The sequence below is a fragment of the Georgenia sp. Z1491 genome, assembly GCF_049856175.1.
Taxonomy (GTDB): domain Bacteria; phylum Actinomycetota; class Actinomycetes; order Actinomycetales; family Actinomycetaceae; genus JB111.
In genome coordinates, this window is record NZ_JBNDNA010000004.1 from 173718 (window position 1) to 196559 (window position 22842).

A 22842-nucleotide genomic window follows, 5' to 3' on the forward strand; every position below is an offset into this window, starting at 1 on the left:
GGGGCGCCTCAATTCACGATGCCGAGAAGGATGGCCGTCGGGGTCGCCATGAACCCGACGAGGAGCAGGAGCGCGACGACGATCGCGATGCCGTTGAACGCCGCCTCGCGCCGCTTCGTCGACAGGCCGAAGGTCTGCAGCGCCGACCACACGCCGTGGCGCACGTGGAGGGCGAGCAGGACCATCGCGACGAGGTAGATCGCGTACACCCACCAGTGCGCGGGCTGGAACGCCTCGACCATCCGCTGGTACGGGCTGTCGAACGAGCCGCCCACCTCGATCGTCATGGTCGTGAACTGCAGGATGTGGAAGACGACGAAGGCGAGGATGATGACACCGCCCCAGCGCATCGTGCGCGACGCGTAGGTCTGCTGCAGCGAGCGCTTCTTCACGTAGCGCGTGGTGCGGGCCCCCCGGGCCCTCTTCCAGAGCGCGAACGCCGCCCCGGCATGGACCACCAGCGACGCGAGCAGGGCGACCCGCATGAGCCACAGCAGCCCCTGGTGCGGGAGGATCGGGTAGAACGCCTCACGCAGCCAGTGCGCATACCCGTCGAACGCCTCGGCGCCCTGGAACATCTTGAGGTTGCCGTACATGTGGGACAGGACGAAGAGCACGAAGATGACACCCGTGACGGCCATCGCGACCTTGAGGGCGACCGTGGTCCTCCGTGCTGTCCGCGCCCTCGACGGCGCTGCAGTGGTGGTCACGAGGGCGATCCTAACCCCGGGGGTTCGATGGGTCGGGCCTTTCCCCGCACGCGAGACGAATGGTCCCGAACTCGTCTTTCCGGTGGGTCCGGAAATGGTCAAGAGACATTTTCGTGAGGAGTTTCGTACGGAATTCTCGCGCTATTTCCCGGGCTCCAGACCGAGCCGCATGACCACCGCGTCGCGGCCGGACCGCTGGTAGTAACGGGGTCTGATCCCGACGGCCTCGAAGCCCGCCCGCTCGTAGAGTGCCCGGGCGCCGTCGTCGTCGGCCCGCACCTCGAGGACGACGCTGCGCGAGCCGGCGCGTCGGGCCCGGTCGACCAGCTCGCCCAGCAGCCGGGTCGCGAGCCCCCGACGCCGGTGCGCCGGGTCGACGCCGACCGTCATCACCTGGGTCTCCTCCCCCGCCGCGGTGCCGGCCCAGGCGACGAGCCGGTCCTCGTCGTCGACGGCCGCGAGGTACGTCCGGCCCTGCTGCGCGAGCTCCGTGCGGTAGATGCCCGCCGACCAGTCGTCCGGGCCGAACAGGACGGGCTCGAGCTCGGCGACCCGGTCGATGTCCGCCCGGGTCAGCGGCCGCAGGCGGTACGTCACGGCCGCACCTGCGCGGGGACCGCGGCGTCCGGGCGACGCAGGTACAGCGGCTCGGCCGGCAGCTCCTCGCCCGCGGCCAGCCGCGCGAGGGCGAGCCGCGCCAGGGCGAGGGGGAAGGCTGCGGACCCGGCGCCGGAGGACCCGGCCTCCACCTCGCGGGCCCCGTGGTCCCCGGTCCCGTCGTCCGTCGCCGTGACGGCGGGCGCCATCTCCCCGACGACGACGTCGTTCGGCTCCAGCTCGCGGCGGACGTCCGCGGGGGCGGCGACGGCGGGGGCGGCCAGCACCTCCACCTCGTGCGCGCCGCGCGCACGGTACCGGCCGTGGTGGACCTCGCGGCGCCGGGCGTCGGTGGCGACGACGACCGTGGCCCCCGGCGCGTCGTCGAGCGCGTCGCGCGCCACCGCGTCGAGCGAGGGCACCCCCGCCAGGGCGGCGCCCCATCCGCGGGCGAGTGCGCGGGCCGTGACGAGGCCGACGCGCAGACCCGTGAACGGTCCGGGCCCGGTGCCGACGACGACGAGGTCCGGCGTGCCGTGCTCGCCCACGAGCTCGGCGACGGCGGGCGCCAGCTCCTCCGCGTGCCGCCGGTCGTGCACCCCGCGGACGTGCCCGAGCAGGTGGGCCGAGGCGGCATCGCCGCCGACCGCGTCGATACACGCGGCGACAGGGCGGGAGGAGGTGTCGATGACGAGGACGCGCACGCGCCCCAGGGTAGGCGCGCGTCAGCCCCGGTGGCTCCACCTGCCCGGGCGGCCCTCGCGGAGCTCGGCGCGCACGCGGGCGCGCAGCCGATCCTTGGCCGGCCGGGGTACCGCCTCGTCGTCGTCCTCCGAGCCGCGCAGCCACACGGCGAGCCCGGCCGCGACGAGCACGCCGCCCACCACGACCGCGCCGACGACGACCACCCAGCGCACCGGGTCCCCCCGGTCCTCCGGCGTCGTGCCGACCGGCTCCGGGTCGAGGAGGAAGGGAAGGTACGCGGCGATGTCGGCGGAGCCGGCGAGCATGGCGCCCGCCCTGTCGTCCAGGGGCGCGACCCGCCCGTGCGCGTACGCGTACCAGGCCCCGGTCCGCGTGTCCTCGACGACGCCCACCTCGGGGTCGAGCGCAGCGAGGGCCGGCGCGAGCCCCGGCACGTCGCGGACCTCGCCGCCGTAGGTGCCGGTACCTGTCTCGAGGACGACGACGCCGACCGGCAGCTCGTCGAGGAGCACGGGCGCGACGGCGCGGGGGGTCGAGGTGACGACGGGGCCGGTGGCGTCCTGCGCCAGCAGCTCGCGGGTCCACGTGAGGACCGGTCGCGGCGTCCCGACGGTGACCTCCTCCCCCCGGTCCCCCACCACGTCGGCGAGCACGGTGGGCGCACCTGAGCGCGCGACCGCCTCGGCCTCGACCGTGAACCAGCGCTCGACGGTCATCGGGAGCGTGAGCAGACCGTCGAGCGCAGGGTCCGGCTCGCCCGGGGCGTCGGAGGCGGACTCCGTGGGCGACTCGGTCGCCGACTCCGCACCGGCCGGTCCTGCGAGGAGCCCCAGCAGGAGCAGGACGAGCAGGGCGACCGGCGCCCTGCTCACCGCGGGCCCGTCACGTCGGAGAGATCGACGCCGGCCCAGCGCGGGCCGTGCGCAGTGATCTCCACGAGCCGCGGCTCGTCGGTGTCGGCGAGCTCGTCCGCGTCGCCCGGTTGCTCGGCGGCGGCGCCTCCCGCCGTGTTCGTGCCGCCCGACGAGTTCATGCCGCCCGCCGTGCGCGTGTCGCCGACCGGCCGGGTGAGCACGACGTCCAGCCGGCTGTCCGCGAGCGGCTCGGCCGTGCCCCCGCCCCACTCGACGACGGTGACCGACTCCTCCAGGGAGCTGTCGAGGTCGAGCGCGTCGAGCTCGCCGGCTCCGCCGAGCCGGTAGGCGTCGACGTGGACGAGGCCGGGACCGTCGCCGAGCGGCGGGTGCTCGCGCGCGATGACGAAGGTCGGGGAGGCGATGGTGCCGCGGACGCCGAGGGCGGCGCCGAGACCCTGGACGAACGTGGTCTTGCCCGCGCCGAGCGGCCCGCTGAGCACGAGGAGGTCCCCCGCACGCAGGTGCGCGGCGAGGCGGCCGGCGAGTGCCCTGGTGTCGTCCGTCGTCGGCGCGTCGGCGCTCCAGGTCCGTGGCGTCATCGCGGGCTCACCTCACCGTGGGTCCCGGCGGCGTCGTCGACGCCCCGGGTGGCGCCCACGTGGACGCGGGGGACGCGGACACCGACGGAGGTGAGCGTCTCGTAGGCGATCGTCCCCGAGGCGAGCGCCCACTCCCAGGCGGAGGGCTCCCCACGGGCCGGGTCGCCGAAGAGGACGACCTCGTCCCCCGGCCGGTCCGTCGCGCCCGGTCCGAGGTCCACGACGACCTGGTCCATGCTCACCCGGCCGACCTGGTTCACCCGACGTCCGGCGACGCTCAGGGCCACCTGGTTCGACGCGGCCCGCGGCACGCCGTCCGCGTAGCCGAGCGGCACGAGGCCGAGCACCGTGTCCCGCTCCGTCCGGGCGGTGTGCCCGTAACCGACGGGCGTCCCCTCCGGCGACTCGCGCGTGAGGACCAGGCGCCCGCTCACGGTCATCGCCGGACGCAGGTCGTGGTCCGCGGCCGGGATGACGTCCTCGGCCGGCGAGACGCCGTACAGCGCGATGCCCGGACGGATCATGTCCAGGTGCGTCGCCGGGTGCAGCAGCACGCCGGACGAGGCGGCCAGGTGCAGCGGGCCCGGGTCGACGCCGGCGGACCTCAGGCGGCCGACGAGCTCGAGGAACAGGGCGGTCTGCCGCTCGGTCGTGCCGCTCGCCGGCTCGTCAGCGCTAGCGAGGTGGGAGAAGGTCGAGCCGACGCGGAGCGCCCCCTCGGCGACCGCCGGGCCGAGCCGGGCGGCGAGGTCGTCGACCTGGGCGGGCGCGTAGCCGTTCCGGGCCATGCCGGTGTCGAGCTTGAGATGGACCGTCGCGACCCGGCCGGTGGCCCGCACGGCGGCGAGGAGCTCGTCGAGCATCCAGGGGGCGCTGATCCCGATCTCGATGTCGGCGTCGAGCGCGTCGGCCAGCGGGGCCCCGGGGGCGTAGAGCCAGGCGAGGATGCGTCCGCGGCCGCCCAGGCCGGCGCGCAGGGTGAGCGCCTCGGCGAGCTGGGCGACGCCGAGCAGCGTCGCCCCGGAGCGGAGCATCGTGCGGGCGACCGGCAGGAGGCCGTGACCGTAGGCGTCGGCCTTGACGACGGTGAGCGCGTCGGCGCCGCGGGCCCGGTCCCGGAGCACGCGGAGGTTGTGCGCGAGGGCCTCGTGGTCGACCCGCGCGGTCGCGGGCCAGCCGGCCGTCGCCGCCCCCGCCGCGTCGCTGCCGCGCGCTTCCGTGCCGCGCTCGTCCGGGCCGGGCGCGTCCGCTCCCGGCCCCGCGGCGGACGGCACCTGCTCGTTCGTCACCGCGACAGTGTGCCAGGCGGCGTTCACCGCAGGCCGAACCGGCTGAGCAGCCCGCGCCCGCCGGCGTCGATCTCGTTGTCCGCCGCCGGGTCCCGGCCGGCCACGAGGTCGGCGACGACGCCCGGGAGGGCCGCCGCGACGTCCCCGGCGACGATCGGCCGGCCCGGCGCGGGACCGGCGGCCCGCAGGCCGGCGGTGCCGTGGAGGTGGGCGGCCGCGACGGCGACGTCGGCGAGCTCGGCGGGGGCGAGCGTCCTGCCGTCGCTCTCCGCACGGGCGGCGGCCGTGGCGAGGAGGGCGCCGAGGACGCCGGCGAGGACGTCGCCCGAGCCTGCGGTGGCGAGCCAGGGCACGCCGGCCGAGGCGACCCGCAGCGGGCCGCCTCCGGCGACGACGGTCCGGGCGCCCTTGAGCAGCACGACCGCACCGGTCGCCGCGGCGATCTCGGTCGCAGCGGCGGCCGGCGCCTCCTCGACCTCCGCGCGAGGCACGTCCCCGCCGCGCAGGGTGCCCAGCAGGCGCGCGGCCTCGCCGGCGTGCGGCGTGAGGACCAGCGGCACGGCCGGCGGCTCCTCCCCGCCCGGCTGCGCGACGATCTCGGGCACGAGGGGCAGCGCCCCGGCGTCGACCACGGCAGGCGTTCCGTCACCCAGCGCCCGCTCGAGCGCCGGCGCGAGGGCGTCGCGGTCCGTCCCGGAGTCGGTGCCCGGCCCCACGACGAGTGCCTGGACGCGCCCGTCGACGCCCACGACCTCCGGGTGCGCGGCGAGCACGAGGTCGGTCGCGCGGCGGCCGGCGAGGAGCCGGATCATGCCCACGCCGGTGCGCAGCGCTCCCGCGACCGTGAGCACGGCGGCGCCGGGGAAGGCCTCGGAGCCTGCGACGACGCCGAGCACGCCGCGGGAGTACTTGTCGTCGTCCCAGGCGGGCGGGCGCACGCAACGCGCGACGTCCCTCCACTCCGGGGCCAGGACGTGCGGGACGCCGGTCGGGGGCACGCCGATGTCGGCGACCTCGACGCGGCCGGCCCGGCCGGCGGCGGGTGGGAGCAGCAGCGCGGGCTTGGCGGCGATCATCGTCACGGTGACGTCGGCGTGCAGCACGGGTCCGGGCAGCGTCGCGTCGTCGACGCCGACCCCGGACGGCACGTCGATCGCGACGACCGGTCGCCTGGGGGCCGCCAGCACGGCCTCGGCGACGGCGAGCGCCGGCCCGCGCAGCCCGCCCGTCGCCCCGGTGCCGACCATCCCGTCGACGACGAGCTCGGCCCAGCCTGCGAGGCCGGCGAGGTCGCCGGCCACGCGGGCGTCCGGCAGGTCCGCGCCGGGAGCGGCCTGGACGTCGACGCCCGCGGTGCGCGCCGCGTAGAGGCCCGGCGGGTGCGCGGAGGCGGACACGGCGAGGGCGACGACCGCGACCCCCTTGGCGGCCAGCCGGGCGGCGGCGAGCAGGGCGTCGCCGCCGTTGGCGCCCGAGCCCACGAGGACCAGGACCCGCGATCCGGTGAGGTCCTTCCGGGTGGTGCGCAGCTCGGCCTCCACGGCGGCGGCGACGGCCCCGGCGGCCCGCTCCATCAGCGGCACGCCGGCCGCAAGGTGCGGCTCCTCGAGCGCGCGGACGGCCGCGGCGGTCAGTGCGACGCGCATCAGTTCCCTTCCCCGATCGCCACCGCTGCGGCGATACCGGCGTCGTGCGAGATCGACAGGTGCCAGGTGACGATCCCGAGCTCGGCGGCGCGCGCCGCCACGGTGCCCCGGATCTCCACGAGCGGCGCCCCGCCCGTGACCCGCCGTACGGTGCAGTCGTGCCACCGCATGCCCCTCGGCGCACCGAGCGCCTTGGCGATGGCCTCCTTCGCCGCGAACCGCGCGGCCAGCGAGGCGGGCGGCATGTCGCGCTCGTCGGGCGTGAAAAGCCGCGTCAGCAACCGCGGGGAGCGCTCGAGCGCCGCCGTGAACCGGTCCACGGAGCACACGTCGATCCCCACGGAGCGCACCGCCACCGCGCGCCCCGCTACTCGACCGTGACGGACTTGGCGAGGTTGCGCGGCTGGTCGACGTCGAGGCCCTTCGCCGCGGCCACCTCGGACGCGAAGATCTGCAGCGGCACGGTGGTCACCAGCGGCATCATGAGGGTCGGCGTCCGGGGCACCCGGATGACGTGCTCCGCGACCTCCTCGACCGCGGTGTCCCCCTCCTCGGCGACGACGATCGTCAGCGCGCCGCGGGCGCGCACCTCCTGGATGTTGGACAGGACCTTCTGGTGCAGGACCGGACGCCGGGGGGTGGGCACGACGACGAACACGGGCTGGCCGGGCTCGACGAGCGCGATCGGCCCGTGCTTGAGCTCGCCGGCCGCGAAGCCCTCGGCGTGGATGTAGGCGAGCTCCTTGAGCTTGAGCGCCCCCTCGAGCGCGACCGGGAACCCGACGTGGCGGCCGAGGAAGAGCACCGACCGGGTGTCCGCCATCGAGCGGGCGAGCTCGCGGACCCGGCCCTCCTCCTTCTCGAGCACGTCCGCGATCTTGTCCGGCATCGCGGCGAGCTCCTCGAGGTAGCCCGCGACCTCCTCGGGGTACTTGTTGCCCCGCAGCTGGGAGAGGTAGAGGCCGAGCAGGTAGCAGGCCGTGATCTGGGCGAGGAACGCCTTCGTCGACGCCACCGCGATCTCGGGGCCGGCGTGCGTGTAGAGCACCGCGTCCGCCTCGCGGGCGATCGTGGACCCGAACGTGTTGACGATCGCCAGGACCTTCGAGCCCTGCTCGCGCGCGTGGCGCACGGCCATGAGGGTGTCCATGGTCTCCCCGGACTGGGAGATCGCGACGACGAGGGTGCGCTCGGTGACCACCGGGTCGCGGTAGCGGAACTCGCTGGCGAGCTCGACCTCGCACGGGATGCGGCACCAGTGCTCGATCGCGTACTTGGCGACGTGGCCCGAGTAGGCGGCCGTGCCGCAGGCGATGATGATGACCTTGTCGACGGTGCGCAGGACCGACTCCTCGATCCGCATCTCGTTGAGGACCAGGCGGCCCTCCTCGTCGCGGCGGCCGAGCAGCGTGTCCCGCACGGCGGCCGGCTGGTCGTGGATCTCCTTGTCCATGAAGGTCGGGAACCCGCCCTTGACGGCGGCCGCGGCGTCCCAGTCCACCGTGTAGCGGCGGCCCTGCGCCGGGGTGCCGTCGAAACCGACGACGTCGACCGAGTCGGGCGTGATCGTCACGACCTGGTCCTCGCCGAGCTCGAGCGCCTCCTTGGTGCCGGAGATGAACGCGGACACGTCCGAGCCGAGGAAGTTCTCGCCCTCCCCGAGGCCGACGACCAACGGGGAGGACCGGCGCGCGCCCACGATCGTGCCGGGCTGGTCGCGGTGCTGGGCGAGGATCGTGAACGCGCCCTCGAGGCGACCGACGACGGCGAGCAGCGCGGCCGTGAGGTCGCCCTCGTAGGCGTCGGCGAGCAGGTGGGCGACGACCTCCGTGTCGGTCTCGGAGCTCATCGTCACGCCGGCCTCGAGGAGCTCGCGACGCAGCGGGGCGAAGTTCTCGATGATGCCGTTGTGGATGACGGCGACCGCGCCGGCGCCCCCGACGTGCGGGTGCGCGTTGCCGTCCGTCGGCCCGCCGTGCGTCGCCCACCGCGTGTGCCCCAGCGAGGCCACCGCGTCCGGCACCGGATCCTGCTCGATCGCGTCCCTGAGGTTCTGCAGCTTCCCCGCGCGCTTGCGCACCACGATCTCGGACCCCGTGTGCAGGGCGATCCCCGCGGAGTCGTAGCCGCGGTACTCGAGCCTCGCGAGACCGTCCATCGCGATCTCGAGCGGACGGGCGGACGGGACGTTCGGGCCGACGTAGCCGACGATTCCACACATGGGAGCGAGGATAACCGCCGAGCCGGTGGCAGGATGTCCGGGTGTCAGAGGATCACCTGAGAACCGACCACGGATCCCGGAACGGCGCCGCTCACGAGCGCCACCTCACCCCCTACACCGAGCTCGACCGGGAGTCCTGGTCGCGCCTGGCCGAGACCACGCCGCTGCCGCTGACCGACGCCGACGTCGTCAACCTGCGCGGCCTGGGCGACCCGCTGGACCTCTCCGAGGTCGACGTCGTCTACCGGCCGTTGTCCGCGCTGCTGCAGCAGTACGTGGCGGCGACCGACCACCTGCACGCCGGCACCGAGCACTTCCTCGGCGGCAGCTACACCCGCACGCCGTTCGTCATCGGCGTGGCGGGCTCGGTGGCCGTGGGCAAGTCCTCCACCTCGCGGCTGCTGCGCGAGCTGCTCAGGCGCTGGCCCCAGACGCCCCGGGTCGAGCTCGTGACGACCGACGGCTTCCTGCTGCCCAACGCCGAGCTCGAGCGGCGCGGGCTCCTCGGGCGCAAGGGCTTCCCCGAGTCCTACGACCGGCGCGCGCTCCTGCGTTTCATGGCCTCCGTCAAGGCGGGCGCGCGGTCGGCGTCGACGCCCGTCTACGACCACGTGACGTACGACATCGTGCCCGGCGAGCAGAAGGTCGTCCGCCACCCCGACATCCTCATCGTCGAGGGGCTCAACGTCCTTCAGCCCGCGCGACCTGCCGCCGACCGCTCCTCCATGCTCGCGGTGAGCGACTTCTTCGACTTCTCGATCTACGTGGACGCCCGGACAGCGGACGTGCGGCGCTGGTACATCGACCGGTTCCTCAAGCTGCGCTCGACCGCGTTCTCGGTCCCGGACTCCTACTTCCGGCGCTACGCCGACCTCGACGACGAGGAGGGCGCGGCGACCGCGTCCCACATCTGGGAGACCATCAACGCCCCGAACCTCGAGCAGAACATCCTGCCCACCCGCAGCCGCGCCAAGCTCGTCATCACCAAGGACGGCGAGCACCGGATGCACCGCATGCTCCTGCGCAAGCTCTGACGCGCCGGCGCTACGCCACCCGGCCCTGATCGTCGGCGGACGCGTCATCGCCCGCGGACGCGTCGTCGCCCGCGGACGCGTCGTCGCAGGCGGCCGCGTCGTCGCCGGTGGCTGCGTCCCCGTCGGTACCGGCCCCCGCGGGCAGATCGTCGGCGTCGCCCTCGTCCTCGGGGATCCCCAGGTCGGGCAGGAACCGTCCCTGCGCCCAGCCGAGGAGCCGCTCGAGCGCCAGGCCGAGCAGGACCCCGCCGACGACGCCGACGACCACGCCGAGGAGCGGGTGGTCCTTGAGTGCCGCCCCGGCCCCGAAACCCAGGCCGACCGTGTAGGTCGCCCACACGACCGCGGCGATGCCGGCCAGCACGGTGAACCTCGTGCGCGGGTAGTCCACCGCTCCGGCCGTCATGTTGACGGCCACCCGGCCGAACGGGAGGAAGCGCGCGGCGAGGATGAGAGAGGCCCCCCGGCGTCCCAGCGCGCGCCGTGCGCCGGCTACCGCCCGCCTCCCCTGCGTGCCGTTGAGCACCGGGATGCGCGCGAGCGGGATCTTGCTACCGATCCAGTACGCGATCTTGTCGCCGATGAACGCCCCGGCCGCGGCGACGGGCCAGAGGAAGTAGATGTGCGGTCCCTCCCCCGCGGCCGTGAGTGCCGCGGCCGAGATGACGACGCTCTCGCTGGGTGCCGCCGGGAAGAAGCCGTCGACGATGCAGCCCACCAGGACGATGAGCAGCACCCACGGCGAGGACGCGAGGTCGACCATCCACGTCTGGACGGCGTCGACGAGCTCGAGCACCTCGCCCATGGCGGTCAGGCGGGCAGCGCGAGCCGGTCGGCGACGACGGCGGCGAGCGCCTCCGCCTCCCGGCGCGCCTCGTCCTCGGTGCCGGCCTCCACCATGACGCGCACGACCGGCTCGGTGCCGGACGGGCGCAGGAGGACGCGGCCCCCGCCGCCGAGGCGCCCCTCGGAGGCGGCGACGGCCGCGGCCAGGCCCTCGTCGGTGGCCGCTGCGGCCCGGTCGACGCCCTTGACGTTGAGCAGCACCTGCGGCAGGCGCGGGACGACGGCGGCGAGGTCGGCGAGCGTGCGGCCCGTCTGGACGACGCGCGCGGCCAGGAGCAGCGCGGTGAGCACGCCGTCGCCGGTCGAGGCGTGCGACGCGGCGATGACGTGACCGGACTGCTCGCCGCCGAGGACGAAGCCGCCGGCGCGCATGGCCTCGAGCACGTAGCGGTCGCCCACGCCGGTCTGCACCGTCGCGATGCCCGCGCGGTCCATGGCCTGCAGGAGCCCCAGGTTGGACATCACGGTGACGACGAGCGTGTCGTGCGCGAGCTCGCCCCGCTCGTGCAGGTCGGTCGCGAGGATCCCCATGATCTGGTCGCCGTCCACGAGCGTGCCGGTGGCGTCGACGGCGAGGCACCGGTCGGCGTCGCCGTCGAACGCGACGCCGAACGCGGCGCCCGCGGCCACCGTCACGGCCTGGAGCTGCTCGGGGTGGGTCGACCCGCAGGCGTCGTTGATGTTGTACCCGTCCGGGGAGGCGTTGAGCACGACGACGTCGGCCCCCGCCTCGCGCAGGGCCGCCGGAGCGATGTCGGAGGCGGCGCCGTTCGCGCAGTCCACGGCGACGCGCAGGCCGGCCAGGGGCGTGCCGGAGATCGCGCCGACGAGGTGCTCGACGTAGGTGGAGCCGGCCGTGACGGCGCCGGAGCCGAGCCGGCCCAGGCCGTCGCCGACGGGCGCGACGAAGTCGGTGCCCAGGAGGGCCTCGAGGCGGTCCTCGACGGCGTCGTCGAGCTTGAAGCCGCCGCGGGCGAAGAACTTGATGCCGTTGTCGGGCATCGCGTTGTGCGAGGCGGAGATGACGACGCCGAGATCGACGTCGGAGGTCGCGGTGAGGTGGGCGATCCCCGGGGTGGGCAGCACACCCACGTCGTCGACGTCGACACCCGCCGAGGCGAGGCCCGCGCACATCGCGGCCGACAGCATCTCGCCGGACACGCGCGTGTCCCGGCCCACGATCGCCCGGGGCCGGTCGCCGGTGCCGTGCGCGGCCCCCGACGCGACCAGCTCGCGTGCGGCGGCGACGCCGAGCTCGAGCGCCAGGCTCGCGGTGATGTCCCGGTTCGCGAGCCCGCGAACCCCGTCCGTGCCGAACAGGCGTGCCATCCGGTTCCCTTCCTCGATCTCGGTCCGCACCCAGCCTGCCAGGCCGGGGCGCTGCGCACTGGCGCGCCCGCGCGGATGTGACGACGGCCCCGTCCCTTGCCGGGACGGGGCCGTCGACGAGGCGATCAGCGCTTGGAGTACTGCGGCGCCTTGCGGGCCTTCTTCAGACCCGCCTTCTTGCGCTCGATGGCGCGGGCGTCGCGGGTGAGGAAGCCGGCCTTCTTCAGCTCGGCACGGTTCGCGTCGCGGTCGATGACGTTGAGCGCCCGGGCGACGCCGAGGCGCAGCGCGCCGGCCTGGCCGGACACGCCGCCGCCGGCGATGCGGGCGACGACGTCGAACCGGCCGTCGAGGTCGAGCAGCGTGAACGGCGAGCGCGCGAGCTGCTGGTGCAGCTTGTTCGGGAAGTACTCCTCGAGCGTGCGGCCGTTGATCGTCCACTCACCGGTGCCGGGGACGAGCCGGACGCGGGCGACGGCCTCCTTGCGGCGGCCCAGGGCCTGACCGGGGGCGGTGATCGAGGCGCCGGCACCCTCGGGGGCCGACTCGCTCTCTGACGTGTAGGTGGCGGGCGCGTCGTCTGCGTCGACGTCGAACTCGGTGGTGGGCTCGGCCACGGTTCTCCTCGTGGGTCTCGGTGGTGGGCTCAGGCCTTGGCGGGCTGCTGAGCGACCTGGTCAATGACGAACGGCTGCGGCTGCTGGGCCGCGTGCGGGTGCTCGGGGCCCGCGTAGATCTTGAGCTTGTCGAGCTGCTGACGACCCAGGGTCGTCCTCGGCAGCATCCCGCGCACGGCGCGCTCGACGGCGCGCGTCGGGTGCTTGGCCAGCATCTCCACGTACGTCGTCGACTTGAGCCCGCCCGGGAACCCGGAGTGGGTGTAGGTCTTCTTGTCCGCCAGCTTGGCGCCGGTCAGGGCGACCTTGTCCGCGTTGACCACGACGACGAAGTCGCCGCCGTCGACGTGCGGGGCGAAGGTCGGCTTGTGCTTCCCACGGAGCAGGGTGGCGACCTGGCTGGCCAGGCGGCCCAGGACCACGTCGGTGGCGTCGATGACGTGCCACTGCCGCGTGACGTCGCCGGGCTTGGGTGTGTACGTGCGCACGGGCGTATGCCTCACTACTACTGTCGGCGTTCTTGACGAACGGGTGCGGCGCTCGTGGGCGCCACCACCAATGGTCGGTTGCTTCGTGCCGTGGTCATCCTCGGCGCGACTCCGGCGAGTGGGAGGCACCGGGCGCACGAGGGACGTACGACGACTCCCCAGGGTAGCCCACGCGGCCGGGTCGCGGGAGGTCCCGCCGTCGATCGCGCTCGTGACGGTGGCCACGGCGCGCTCAGGACGGCGTGCCGTCGGTGTCGTGCGTGCGGCCCGTGCCCACCGACGGTGCGGTCGGACCCCGTCAGGGCGACGCCTCGTCCTCGTCGAGCGTGCGGACGCGTCGCGCGGCCCGGGCCCGCTCGGAGAGGAGCTCGTCCGCGGGGTAGCCGACCCCCTCGAGCGTGAGCCCGTGGGCGGGCGCGACGTCGACGCCGGCGGTCCGGCTCCGCAGCGCGAGCGCCTCCGCCGGCCAGGTCACCGGCCGCCTCCCCTCGCCCACGGCCAGCAGGGCGCCGGCGAGCGATCGGACCATCGAGTGGCAGAAGGCGTCGGCGCGCACGGTGAGGACGACGAGCCCGGCGTCCGGGCCGGCGTCCGCCCGCTCCACGGCGAGTGACTCGAGGGTGCGGATCGTCGTCGCCCCCTCCCGGGGCCGGCAGAACGACAGGAAGTCGTGCTCGCCGACGAGGCCGGCGGCCGCCCGTCCCATCGCTGCGCCGTCGAGGGCGCGCGGGTGCCACAGGACGGCGCCACGGCGCACGGGGTCCCGCGTGGCGACGCTGTCGCTCACCCGGTAGGCGTAGCGCCGCCAGGTGGCCGAGAAGCGCGCGTCGAAGCCCGGCGGGGCGGGGCGCACGCCGTGCACGACGACGTCGCTCGCCCCTCGCGGGCCGCTCGCCGAGCGCGCGAGCACCCCCGCGAGCCGCGTGCGGAGCGCGTCCGCGGGGTCCCGGTCCGTCCGGCCCGGCACCGCCGCCCATGCCTCCGCCGGCACGTCGACGTGCGCGACCTGGTGGTGCGCGTGCACGCCTGCGTCGGTGCGGCCGGCGACGGTGAGACGCAGCCCGGGCACGCGCAGGACGGTCGTCAGAGCCGCGGTGAGCTCACCCTCGACGGTGCGCAGGGCGGGCTGCGCGGCCCAGCCGGAGAAGGCGGTGCCGTCGTAGGCGAGGTCGAGCCGGACGCGCAGGGTCTCCGCGGCGTGCCGCCAGGCGGCCCCGGCGGCCCCGACGGCCCCAACGGCCCCGACGGCCCCGACGGCCCGCGAAGCGTCCACGCCGGCACCCGGAGCGTCCCGCACGGCGTCCGCGGGCTCGGCGCCGGTCCCGTCGTCTCGCACCCGTGCAGGGTAGTCCGGCCCGCACGCGGTGATGAGGGGACCTTCACGTCGCTCTCCCGGCCTTCACCTCTGCGCCCGGCACGGTGTGGTCATCGAGGAAGTCCCCATCCCCCCGGATGGCGTACCAAGGAGAGAGAGACCATGAGCAAGAAGCTGTGGATCACCACCGGCACCCTGTCGGCCGTCGCCATCATCGCGGGCGGATCGCTCGCCGTCGCGGACGACCGGGACGACCACCCCGCCGACCGCACGACGACCCAGCGCCAGACCGTCTCCGGACCGTCGCCGGCCTCGGCCGCGTCGACGGACTCGGCCGCGTCCATCGACTCGGCCCCGTCGGCACCACGGGTGGAACTGGTCGGACCCGGGCGGTTCGCCCTCCCCGACTCCGCCTACAGCACCCGGACAGCGGTGAGCGCCCCGAGCCAGGCGTCCGCGGTCTCGGCGGCGAGCGCAGCATCGGCGCCGTCGCCCGCGTCCGGCCCGTCGCCCGCCTCCGCCCCGTCGGCGCCCTCCCCGGCACCCGCGCCGCGTCAGCAGGCACCCGCGGCTCCGGCCCCTGCACCCGCCCCGGCCCCTGCACCGGCCCCTGCACCCCGCCAGGCGCCCGTCTCGGCCGACTCGGGCTGGTCGGCGGACTCCCCGGCCTCGGCGCCCAGCGCGGACTCCGGCGCCTCGGCGCCGAGCGCCGACTCCGGGGACTGACCCCGCTCGCGGCCAGGGGGCCACGAGCGGACGGCGTCCCGGAAGCGTGCGAGCCCGGGGCGCCTCCGTCCGGCGACGACGGTTCCTGAGGGGGTCCCGTCCACGCGGGGACGGACGACGGCCGCGGTGCGACGGCACCGCGGCCGTCGGCGTCCCGAACGGTGGGACGCCCTGCCGGTGGTCCGCCGCTCCCCCACCGGCCCGGTCCACGGACGCACCGCCGACGCGTTGATCCACCGGCGTGCCGACGCACGAACGCCGGAGGGCGGACCACCCGTGGTGGTCCGCCCTCCGGCGTTGCTACGTGCCCGGCGTCAGGCCTTGTCGGCCTCGTCCGCGCCGGCCTCCTCGGCGGCGTCGCTCGACGCGTCCGCCTCGTCCGCGGCGGGTGCCTCGTCCGCGGCGGGTGCCTCGTCCGCGGCGGGTGCCTCGGTCGCCTCGTCCGCGGCGGGCGCCTCGGTCTCGACGTCCTCGACGTCGGCGGTGGCGCCCGCGTCCTCGGCGATCGGCTCGGCGGAGGTGGGGGCCTCGGCCGCCGGCGCGCTGCGCTGCGTGGCCTTGGTGGCCTCCTTGACGACGGCCTGCTTCGGCGAGACGGGCTCGAGGACGAGCTCGATCACGGCCATGGGGGCGTTGTCGCCCTTGCGGTTGCCGACCTTCGTGATGCGCGTGTAGCCGCCGTTGCGCTCCGCCATCTTCGGGGCGGTCTCGGCGAACAGGCCGTGGACGACGTTCTTGTCCGAGAGGTGACGCAGCACCCGCCGGCGCGAGGCCAGGTCGCCGCGCTTGGCGAACTGGACGAGGCGCTCGGCGAGCGGCTGGACGCGCTTGGCGCGCACGACCGTGGTGGTGATGCTGCCGTGCTCGAACAGGGACTGCGCGAGGTTGTTGAGCATGTGGCGCTCGTGCGACGGGCTACCACCCAGACGCGGACCCTTGGCGGGCTTGGGCATGATGACTCCTTGGGTGAATACGGTGCGCGATAGGTGGTGGGATCAGGCGGGGTTCTCGGCGGAGAACCGGATGTCCCCGAAGTCGTCGTCCACCTCGGTGCCGCGGTGCTGGGCCAGGTCGAAGCCCGCCGGGCTGTCCTTGAGACCGAGGCCGAGCGTCTGCAGCTTCTCCTTGATCTCGTCGATCGACTTCGCACCGAAGTTGCGGATGTCGAGGAGGTCCGCCTCCGAGCGGGCGACGAGCTCGCCGACGGAGTGGATGCCCTCACGCTTGAGGCAGTTGTACGAGCGGGAGAGCAGGCCGAGCTCCTCGATCGGGAGGGCCAGGTCCTGGGCCAGCTCGGTGTCCATCGCCGACGGACCGATCTCGATGCCCTCGGCCTCGACGTTGAGCTCGCGCGCGAGCCCGAAGAGCTCGACGAGCGTCTTGCCGGCCGAGGCCAGCGCGTCACGGGGGGTGATCGCGCTCTTCGTCTCGACGTCGACGACGAGCTTGTCGAAGTCCGTGCGCTGCTCGACACGGGTGGCCTCGACCTTGTAGCTGACCTTGAGGACGGGCGAGTAGATCGAGTCCACCGGGATGCGACCGATCTCGGCGTCGACCGACTTGTTCTGCTGGGCGGAGACGTAGCCACGGCCGCGCTCGACCGTCAGCTCGATCTCGAGCTTGCCCTTCGCGTTGAGCGTGGCGATGTGCAGGTCGGGGTTGTGGACCTCGACGCCGGCGGGCGGCGTGATGTCCTCGGCCGTCACCGAGCCGGAGCCCTGCTTGCGCAGGTACATGACGACGGGCTCGTCGTTCTCGGAGGAGACGACGAGGTTCTTGATGTTGAGGATGATCTCGGAGACGTCCTCCTTGACCCCGGGCACGGTGGAGAACTCGTGCAGCACGCCGTCGATGCGGATCGAGGTGACGGCTGCACCGGGGATGGAGGACAGGAGCGTGCGGCGCATCGAGTTGCCGAGCGTGTAGCCGAAGCCCGGCTCGAGCGGCTCGATGACGAAGCGCGAACGCTGGTCGTCGACGACCTCTTCGGTGAGAACGGGGCGCTGTGCGATGAGCACGGTCGATCATTCCTTTCGGCGGGCATCCGCTATATGACGCCTCGCAGGCCGCGCGGACTCTGTCCGTCCGCGCGGGTCGTGCAGGGGCCCGCCCGTGGGCGGGGCGACCCCGGTCCCGACGGGCGCCACGCGCGGTGCGCGGGTGCCGACGGGGCCGGGGCGGGAGGTCTCAGACCCGGCGTCGCTTGGGCGGCCGGCAGCCGTTGTGGGCCTGCGGCGTCACGTCCTGGATCGAGCCGACCTCGAGGCCGGTCGCCGTCAGCGAACGGATCGCGGTCTCGCGGCCCGAGCCGGGGCCCTTGACGAAGACGTCGACCTTCTTCATGCCGTGCTCCTGGGCGCGGCGGGCGGCCGCCTCGGCCGCGAGCTGCGCCGCGAACGGCGTGGACTTGCGGGAGCCCTTGAAGCCGACCTGGCCGGACGAGGCCCAGGCGATGACCGCACCGGACGGGTCCGTGATGGAGACGATCGTGTTGTTGAACGTCGACTTGATGAAGGCGTTGCCGGCGGAGACGTTCTTCCGCTCCTTGCGACGCGGACGGCGGGCGGCCGTCGAGGTACGAGCCTTGGGAGGCATGGGGTCTGTCCGTTCTCGCGAGGGTGTGGGTTGATCGGTGCGGCGCTCACACCGCGTGGCGGGCGCCGGCGGATGTGGCTACTTGGTCTTCTTCTTGCCGGCCACGGTCTTCTTCGGGCCCTTGCGGGTGCGCGCGTTCGTCTTGGTGCGCTGACCGCGGACGGGAAGACCGCGACGGTGGCGGATGCCCTGGTAGCTCCCGATCTCGACCTTGCGACGGATGTCGGCGGCGATCTCGCGCCGCAGGTCACCCTCGATCTGATAGTTGCCCTCGATGTGGTCGCGCAGTGCGACGAGGTCGGCGTCGGTCATGTCCTTGACCCGCAGGTCCGGGCTGATGCCGGTCGCCTCGAGGGTCTTGGCCGCACGGGTGCGGCCGACGCCGTAGATGTAGGTGAGCGCCACTTCGAGCCGCTTCTCGCGGGGAAGATCGACGCCGGAAAGACGTGCCAACTCGGGTCTCCTCGATCCGGTCCGGAGGTCCGATCACCCCGACCTCCCGCCTTGTGCGGGCCCCGGCCTCCGGACCAGGGGTGGCACGCGCGCCGCGCGTGCTGTCGGAATGTCGCCGACCGGGTCGCCCGGTCGACTTCCAGGGGTTCAGCCCTGGCGCTGCTTGTGGCGAAGGTTGTCGCAGATGACCATGACGCGACCGTGGCGACGGATCACCTTGCAGTTGTCGCAGATCTTCTTGACGCTGGGCTTGACCTTCATGGTGGTGTGTCCTTCATCGTCGCTCGCCCGCCGGCCCGGGACGGGCTCGGGCGGCGTCGACGCTCGAGATGTGGATGGGTTACTTGTAGCGGTAGACGATGCGGCCGCGGGTGAGGTCGTACGGGCTGAGCTCGACCACGACCCGGTCCTCGGGAAGGATCCGGATGTAGTGCTGACGCATCTTGCCCGAGATGTGAGCCAGCACCTTGTGCCCGTTGCTCAGCTCAACCCGGAACATCGCGTTCGGGAGTGCCTCGACGACACTGCCCTCGATCTCGATGACCCCGTCCTTCTTCGCCATGCTCTCCGCTCACGTCGTGGGTGGTGCTCCGACCGCGCCGTGCGGTCGCTCAGCCGTGCCGAGACACAGCCATGCCCAGCGGGCCACTTTACGCCATGGCGCCTCGTCGCGGAACCGGGCGTCTCGGTGAGCCAGCGCACGTGCCGAGCTCGGGTGGGGCGAGATGGGCCCGACGGGCGCGCCGCCCCGGTCCCCCGCACGGGGGTGAGGGCGCGTGCGCGCCCCCACCCCCTGGACGTCGCGGCCGGACCCGGCCCCCGCCGTGCCCGCCCCTGACGTCCGCGCACGGTTGCCGGGCCCTTCCCTTCCCCGCATCCGCAGCTGTGCGCCGGCCGGGCGTGGCCCGGCCGGGGCCCGTGACCAGCTCGATCGGATGCGCCGCGCCGTGAGGCGCCCGGGGGACGCGTCCCTCGCGCGCGGACCGCCCGATCGTGGCCCTGGTCCGGGCCCGTACCCGGATCCAATCCGTTCCGACCACGCCTGCGCAGTAGGACGAGCGCCGACACGTGCGCGCTCGGCCTCGAGAAGCGTCCACCCTGCGTCCAGGTGGGGTCCGGGCGGTGTCCAGAGGCACCGTGCCGTGAGCACCCGGGCCGGCAGCGGGCAGGGCACCGAGGCCCCACCTGCAGGCGTGCAGGAGCCCGAGCCGGGTCGCACGCTCGATCGCGGCGGCCCAGCTCCTCCTGCAGGAGCCCGATCCGGGTCACGTCCTACAGGAGCCCGATCCGGGTCACGTCCTACAGGAGCCCGAACCGGGTCACGTCCTACAGGAGCCCGAGCCGGGTCGCACGCTCGATCGCGGCGGCCCGGGTCGTCACCCCGAGCTTGCGGTACAGGGCCGACGTGTGGGTGCGGATGGTCGACGGCGCGACGACGTACGTGCGGGCGATCCCTGGCACGGTGGCCCCCTTGGCGAGCTCGGTGAGGACCTCGAGCTCGCGAGCCGTCAGCCGCACCTTGTCCTCCGGGGCCGGGAACACGCCCCGGTGCTCGTGGAGCAGCGGGACGTCGAGGTCACCGAGGGCGGGCGCGGCCAGCTCGACGATGTCGTGGGCGACGTCGGCCGGCAGCTGGAGGAACGGGCGGACGATACGGTGCTCGACGGCGAGCGCCGCGGCCTCGCGGACCGCCTCGGACAGGACGTAGATCAGTCCCGAGCGCTTCGCCGCGGCGGCACGGCCGAGCCAGAGCTCGAGGGCGTACCGGGGGGCCACCGACTCGTCGATCGTCTCGGTGCGGCGCAGCACCTCGGCCACGTCCCCGCGGGCGAGCAGCAGCCGCGTCGTGACCGGCTCCGTGAGGACCGAGGCGTACGCGCTCGTGTGCGCGGAGTCGATCCAGGACCCTGCCGCCGTGGTGTGACCGAGCGCCAGGCACAGGTCGGCGGCGCAGGCGTGCATGAGGATGCGCGCCACCGGGATCTGCGTGGCCGACCGGGCGACGACGGCGCGCTGCTCGACCTCGGCGAGCATCGGGCCCGCCTCCCCCCGCAGGAGCGCGATGCCGGTGAGGACGAGGACGATCCCGCCCTGGAGCCCGGCGTCCGAGGTCGAGTCGAGCAGCCGCCTCAGGGCGAGAGTCACGTCCTCCTCGCCGTCCGCCGGTCTCCTGGCCACCGGGCCGAGCCGGTCGAGCTCGTCGGCGATCCGGGCGAGCCAGCCGGCGACGAGCACCGACTCGGCCGTCCGGTCGTCCGGGTCCGGCCCGGCGCCCTGTTCCCGGTCCTCGCCGGACGCCGACCCGGCGCCCGGGGTCTGCTCGATGCGCTCCACCCATGCGAGCGCGTCCGCGGTGTTCCCCACGAGCGTCAGCGCGAGGGACAGTCCGGCCGCCACGGCCCGGTCCGAGGCCCACGACGGGGTCCCGGCGTCGGCGCCGGGTCGGAACTTCAGGGCCTGGTGGGCCGCGATGGTGGCCGTGACGCCGTCCGCGGCACGCATCCGCGACACGGCCAGGAGGGCCAGGGTCTTGCGCCAGTCGAGCACGTCGATGCCGCGGGCACCCGCCGCGGGCAGCGGACCCATCGACGACGAGGGCGCGCTCGCCGGGATGCGGGCAGCCATGAACTCGGTCATCCACGACGGCGGGCCGTCGGCGCCGAGGAGCTCGCGCGCCGCGAGCAGCCGCGGGTCGTCGGCCACCTGCGAGTCCGGCGCGCGCGTCGCGACCGCGTGCAGCGCGTCCGGATGGTCACGGACGAGGAGCTCCCACTCGTCGTGCACGACCGTCCGCACGGCCTGCCAGTCGCCCGCCTCCGCCGCCAGGAGCACCACCTCCCGGACGTCCCCCTCCTGGCGCGCCCGCACGAGGAGCCGCTGCGCGACCGACCTCAGATGGTCGGGGTGCTCCTCCCGGAACGCGCGCAGCCCGATGCGCCGGATGCCCGCGGCGAACACGAACGCGTCACCGGCGGGGCGGACGACACCCAGGCCCTCGACCCGGCGCACGACCGAGGTCGCGTCCATGCCGCCGAATAGCTCGTCCGCCACCCAGTCGGTGATCCGCTCGGGAAGCATGAGCCCTGCGTACCCGCCGGAGGTCATCGCGGAGAAGTCGGACATCACGTGGGTCGACAACCGGGTGAGCACGTCGTAGCTCGCGGCACCCGCGCCCCCGGTCACCTCCCCGAACAGGGCCCCACGCACGAGTCCGGGCCAGCCGGCGAAGTCGTCGACCATCCGCTGCGCGCGTTCGGTGGAGAGCTCCACCCCCATGCGCCGGCCGATCTCGACCGTGCGGTCGGCGTCGATCCGCAGGTGCTGGCCGGTGATGATCACCGAGTCGGGGGCGAGCGGCGCGAGCGTGACCAGCGGACGGGAGTCCCGGCTCATGAGCACGAGGTTCGGACCGTCCCAGGCCTCGGCCGTCTCGAGCAGGACGGTGACCGCGTCGGGCTCCAGCTCGCTCAGGCTGTCGAGCACGAGGGTGGGTCGCTCGGTGGGGTCGGTCGCCACCTCGGCCAGCTGGGCGAGGTAGCTCTCCACGTCCGCCCCGGTGATCGCCCGCTCGCCGAGCGACACCCAGTGGACGGGGCCCGTGTGCCCACCGGCCCCGGACAGCCGCGAGGCCATGAGCGAGGTCTTGCCCCAGCCGCGGGGGGCGTGGACGAGCGTGAGCGCGGGCAGCGGGTCGAGCAGTGCCGCCGCCACGGGCGGCATCCGGTATCCGACGGATACACGGGGTATGCCGCTCATCGGCCGGCTCCTGACAGTGGACGGAACGCACCAGGGATCACGGGAGATCCCGCTGCGCGTGCGTGCGACGCGTTGATCTGCACGACGATGCGGCCTCGCATACCAGTACCTCCCGGGGGTGAGGTAGCGACACCGTAGCGCTGCAGGCAACCCGATGGGAAGGAGTGACCGAAGTCGTCACACGATCTGCACCGCGCGTGCGGCGGCGTCGCGCCGTGAGGAGCTGCTACGCGCCCAGCGGGACGACGTCGATCCCGCGCGCGGCCAGCTCGGAGCGCCCGCCGTCCGGTGCCGTGAGCACCCATGCCCCACGCGAGTGGACTGCCACCGTGTGCTCCCAGTGCGCGGCCCGCGAGCCGTCGAGGGTGACGACGGTCCAGTCGTCGTCGAGGATCGTGTTGTCCTGCGCGCCCACCGTCAGGAGCGGCTCGACGCAGACCACGAGGCCCGGTCGGACCGGGTAGCGCGGGGCGCGGACCCGGTGGTTGACGACGTCGGGGGCCATGTGCATGGCAGTGCCGATGCCGTGGCCGATGTAGTCCTGGACCACGTCGTGGGACGTGGCGTGCTCGGCGTCGTACCCCTCGACCTCGTCCCGGACCGCGTGCCCGACGTCGGTGACATGACCACCACGTGCGATCGCCGCCACGCCGGCCCACATCGCCCGCCGCGTGGCCTCCACGAGGTGGGCGTCGCGCTCGACCGGCTCTCCCACCGTCGTCGTGAACGCGGCGTCGGCGTGCCAGCCGTCGACGACGGCGCCGGCGTCGACGGAGACGACGTCACCCGGGGCGAGCGGTCGGTCGTCGGGGATCCCGTGCACCACCCGGTCGTTGACGGACACGCAGATGTGGCGGGGAAAACCGTGGTAGCCCAGGAAGTTCGACCTCGCCCCGTGCTCGTGCAGGACCCGTGCGGCGACGTCGTCGAGGTCCACGGGCGTGACGCCCGGCGAGACGGCCCCGCGGACGGCCTCGTGGATCGCCGCCACGACCAGGCCGGGGGTCCGCATCGACCGGATCTCGTCGTCGGTCTTGTACTCGATCTTCCCGCGCACCC

24 protein-coding genes are annotated in these 22842 nt (G+C 74.3%); 2 read left to right on the forward strand and 22 right to left on the reverse strand.

Features of this window, described 5'->3' with window-relative positions; genetic code table 11:
• Window positions 1–8: 8 nt before the first annotated feature.
• From ACPYO4_RS05930 to glmS, 9 genes are all read right to left on the reverse strand, one after another.
• Window positions 9–710: a succinate dehydrogenase cytochrome b subunit gene (locus ACPYO4_RS05930; protein ID WP_425708296.1), complete on the reverse strand. Its 702-nt coding sequence runs from the start codon at window positions 708–710 to the stop codon at window positions 9–11.
• Window positions 711–851: 141 nt separating this feature from the next.
• Window positions 852–1307, reverse strand: coding sequence for a ribosomal protein S18-alanine N-acetyltransferase (gene rimI / locus ACPYO4_RS05935; RefSeq protein ID WP_425708297.1), 456 nt, complete (start codon window positions 1305–1307; stop codon window positions 852–854).
• Window positions 1304–2011, reverse strand: a complete 708-nt coding sequence (gene tsaB, locus ACPYO4_RS05940) for a tRNA (adenosine(37)-N6)-threonylcarbamoyltransferase complex dimerization subunit type 1 TsaB (protein WP_425708298.1) — start codon at window positions 2009–2011, stop codon at window positions 1304–1306. The genes rimI and tsaB overlap by 4 nt, the downstream gene beginning before the upstream one ends.
• 21 nt (window positions 2012–2032) lie before the next feature.
• Window positions 2033–2884: a hypothetical protein gene (locus tag ACPYO4_RS05945; protein ID WP_425708299.1), complete on the reverse strand. Its 852-nt coding sequence runs from the start codon at window positions 2882–2884 to the stop codon at window positions 2033–2035.
• On the reverse strand, window positions 2881–3468 hold the full coding sequence (tsaE, locus tag ACPYO4_RS05950) for a tRNA (adenosine(37)-N6)-threonylcarbamoyltransferase complex ATPase subunit type 1 TsaE (RefSeq protein WP_425708300.1): 588 nt from the start codon (window positions 3466–3468) through the stop codon (window positions 2881–2883). Before tsaE ends, ACPYO4_RS05945 begins: the two co-directional genes overlap by 4 nt.
• Window positions 3465–4757 (reverse strand): alanine racemase, encoded by a 1293-nt coding sequence (gene alr, locus ACPYO4_RS05955; protein ID WP_425708301.1) that lies wholly within the window; start codon window positions 4755–4757, stop codon window positions 3465–3467. Before alr ends, tsaE begins: the two co-directional genes overlap by 4 nt.
• Before the next feature lie 23 nt (window positions 4758–4780).
• Window positions 4781–6403 (reverse strand): NAD(P)H-hydrate epimerase, encoded by a 1623-nt coding sequence (locus tag ACPYO4_RS05960; RefSeq protein WP_425708302.1) that lies wholly within the window; start codon window positions 6401–6403, stop codon window positions 4781–4783.
• A complete protein-coding gene (locus ACPYO4_RS05965; protein WP_425708303.1) occupies window positions 6403–6744 on the reverse strand; it encodes a holo-ACP synthase in 342 nt (113 codons plus the stop codon). The genes ACPYO4_RS05960 and ACPYO4_RS05965 overlap by 1 nt, the downstream gene beginning before the upstream one ends.
• A gap of 26 nt (window positions 6745–6770) precedes the next feature.
• The gene (glmS, locus tag ACPYO4_RS05970; protein ID WP_425708304.1) at window positions 6771–8624 is read right to left on the reverse strand and encodes a glutamine--fructose-6-phosphate transaminase (isomerizing); all 1854 of its coding nucleotides are present in this window, start codon (window positions 8622–8624) and stop codon (window positions 6771–6773) included.
• 56 nt (window positions 8625–8680) lie between these two features.
• Here glmS and coaA point away from each other — a divergent pair, with 56 nt between their 5' ends.
• Window positions 8681–9658 carry a type I pantothenate kinase gene (coaA, locus tag ACPYO4_RS05975; RefSeq protein ID WP_425708382.1) on the forward strand — a complete coding sequence of 326 codons (978 nt, stop codon included), beginning with the start codon at window positions 8681–8683 and terminating at the stop codon, window positions 9656–9658.
• 10 nt (window positions 9659–9668) lie between these two features.
• On the opposite strand, the gene ACPYO4_RS05980 is transcribed toward coaA, so the two are convergent.
• The 5 genes from ACPYO4_RS05980 to ACPYO4_RS06000 all read right to left on the reverse strand — a co-directional run bounded on the left by ACPYO4_RS05980 (window position 9669) and on the right by ACPYO4_RS06000 (window position 14124).
• Window positions 9669–10463 (reverse strand): DedA family protein, encoded by a 795-nt coding sequence (locus ACPYO4_RS05980; protein ID WP_425708305.1) that lies wholly within the window; start codon window positions 10461–10463, stop codon window positions 9669–9671.
• Window positions 10464–10468: 5 nt separating this feature from the next.
• Complete coding sequence (gene glmM, locus ACPYO4_RS05985) at window positions 10469–11833, reverse strand: phosphoglucosamine mutase (RefSeq protein WP_425708306.1); 1365 nt, start codon at window positions 11831–11833, stop codon at window positions 10469–10471.
• A gap of 125 nt (window positions 11834–11958) precedes the next feature.
• On the reverse strand, window positions 11959–12450 hold the full coding sequence (gene rpsI, locus ACPYO4_RS05990) for a 30S ribosomal protein S9 (protein WP_425708307.1): 492 nt from the start codon (window positions 12448–12450) through the stop codon (window positions 11959–11961).
• 29 nt (window positions 12451–12479) lie between these two features.
• Window positions 12480–12938, reverse strand: a complete 459-nt coding sequence (gene rplM, locus ACPYO4_RS05995) for a 50S ribosomal protein L13 (RefSeq protein ID WP_425708308.1) — start codon at window positions 12936–12938, stop codon at window positions 12480–12482.
• 298 nt (window positions 12939–13236) lie between these two features.
• Window positions 13237–14124: a tRNA pseudouridine synthase A gene (locus ACPYO4_RS06000; protein WP_425708383.1), complete on the reverse strand. Its 888-nt coding sequence runs from the start codon at window positions 14122–14124 to the stop codon at window positions 13237–13239.
• Window positions 14125–14415: 291 nt separating this feature from the next.
• Between ACPYO4_RS06000 and ACPYO4_RS06005 the strand changes: the two genes are divergently transcribed.
• Window positions 14416–14979, forward strand: a complete 564-nt coding sequence (locus ACPYO4_RS06005; RefSeq protein WP_425708309.1) for a hypothetical protein — start codon at window positions 14416–14418, stop codon at window positions 14977–14979.
• A gap of 314 nt (window positions 14980–15293) precedes the next feature.
• On the opposite strand, the gene rplQ is transcribed toward ACPYO4_RS06005, so the two are convergent.
• The 8 genes from rplQ to map form a co-directional block, all read right to left on the reverse strand.
• A complete protein-coding gene (gene rplQ, locus ACPYO4_RS06010) occupies window positions 15294–15932 on the reverse strand; it encodes a 50S ribosomal protein L17 (RefSeq protein ID WP_425708310.1) in 639 nt (212 codons plus the stop codon).
• 42 nt (window positions 15933–15974) lie between these two features.
• On the reverse strand, window positions 15975–16997 hold the full coding sequence (locus tag ACPYO4_RS06015) for a DNA-directed RNA polymerase subunit alpha (RefSeq protein WP_425708311.1): 1023 nt from the start codon (window positions 16995–16997) through the stop codon (window positions 15975–15977).
• A 169-nt stretch (window positions 16998–17166) separates the two neighbouring features.
• Window positions 17167–17574 carry a 30S ribosomal protein S11 gene (gene rpsK / locus ACPYO4_RS06020; RefSeq protein ID WP_425708312.1) on the reverse strand — a complete coding sequence of 136 codons (408 nt, stop codon included), beginning with the start codon at window positions 17572–17574 and terminating at the stop codon, window positions 17167–17169.
• Window positions 17575–17652: 78 nt separating this feature from the next.
• Window positions 17653–18027 carry a 30S ribosomal protein S13 gene (gene rpsM, locus ACPYO4_RS06025; protein ID WP_425708313.1) on the reverse strand — a complete coding sequence of 125 codons (375 nt, stop codon included), beginning with the start codon at window positions 18025–18027 and terminating at the stop codon, window positions 17653–17655.
• 147 nt (window positions 18028–18174) lie between these two features.
• The gene (gene rpmJ / locus ACPYO4_RS06030; protein ID WP_100421663.1) at window positions 18175–18288 is read right to left on the reverse strand and encodes a 50S ribosomal protein L36; all 114 of its coding nucleotides are present in this window, start codon (window positions 18286–18288) and stop codon (window positions 18175–18177) included.
• Window positions 18289–18367: 79 nt separating this feature from the next.
• On the reverse strand, window positions 18368–18589 hold the full coding sequence (infA, locus tag ACPYO4_RS06035) for a translation initiation factor IF-1 (RefSeq protein ID WP_043501486.1): 222 nt from the start codon (window positions 18587–18589) through the stop codon (window positions 18368–18370).
• A gap of 764 nt (window positions 18590–19353) precedes the next feature.
• Window positions 19354–21783 (reverse strand): LuxR C-terminal-related transcriptional regulator, encoded by a 2430-nt coding sequence (locus ACPYO4_RS06040; protein WP_425708314.1) that lies wholly within the window; start codon window positions 21781–21783, stop codon window positions 19354–19356.
• A 226-nt stretch (window positions 21784–22009) separates the two neighbouring features.
• A complete protein-coding gene (gene map, locus ACPYO4_RS06045; RefSeq protein WP_425708315.1) occupies window positions 22010–22840 on the reverse strand; it encodes a type I methionyl aminopeptidase in 831 nt (276 codons plus the stop codon).
• Between the last annotated feature and the right edge of the window lie 2 nt (window positions 22841–22842).

Bases quoted from the DNA above. Each gene is read 5' to 3' on its own strand.
- tsaE (WP_425708300.1), bottom strand. From the start codon at position 3,468: ATGACGCCACGGACCTGGAGCGCCGACGCGCCGACGACGGACGACACC.
- ACPYO4_RS05960 (WP_425708302.1), bottom strand. From the start codon at position 6,403: ATGCGCGTCGCACTGACCGCCGCGGCCGTCCGCGCGCTCGAGGAGCCG.
- glmS (WP_425708304.1), bottom strand. From the start codon at position 8,624: ATGTGTGGAATCGTCGGCTACGTCGGCCCGAACGTCCCGTCCGCCCGT.
- ACPYO4_RS05980 (WP_425708305.1), bottom strand. From the start codon at position 10,463: ATGGGCGAGGTGCTCGAGCTCGTCGACGCCGTCCAGACGTGGATGGTC.
- glmM (WP_425708306.1), bottom strand. From the start codon at position 11,833: ATGGCACGCCTGTTCGGCACGGACGGGGTTCGCGGGCTCGCGAACCGG.
- ACPYO4_RS06005 (WP_425708309.1), top strand. From the start codon at position 14,416: ATGAGCAAGAAGCTGTGGATCACCACCGGCACCCTGTCGGCCGTCGCC.
- rplQ (WP_425708310.1), bottom strand. From the start codon at position 15,932: ATGCCCAAGCCCGCCAAGGGTCCGCGTCTGGGTGGTAGCCCGTCGCAC.
- rpsK (WP_425708312.1), bottom strand. From the start codon at position 17,574: ATGCCTCCCAAGGCTCGTACCTCGACGGCCGCCCGCCGTCCGCGTCGC.
- rpmJ (WP_100421663.1), bottom strand. From the start codon at position 18,288: ATGAAGGTCAAGCCCAGCGTCAAGAAGATCTGCGACAACTGCAAGGTG.
- infA (WP_043501486.1), bottom strand. From the start codon at position 18,589: ATGGCGAAGAAGGACGGGGTCATCGAGATCGAGGGCAGTGTCGTCGAG.
- ACPYO4_RS06040 (WP_425708314.1), bottom strand. From the start codon at position 21,783: ATGAGCGGCATACCCCGTGTATCCGTCGGATACCGGATGCCGCCCGTG.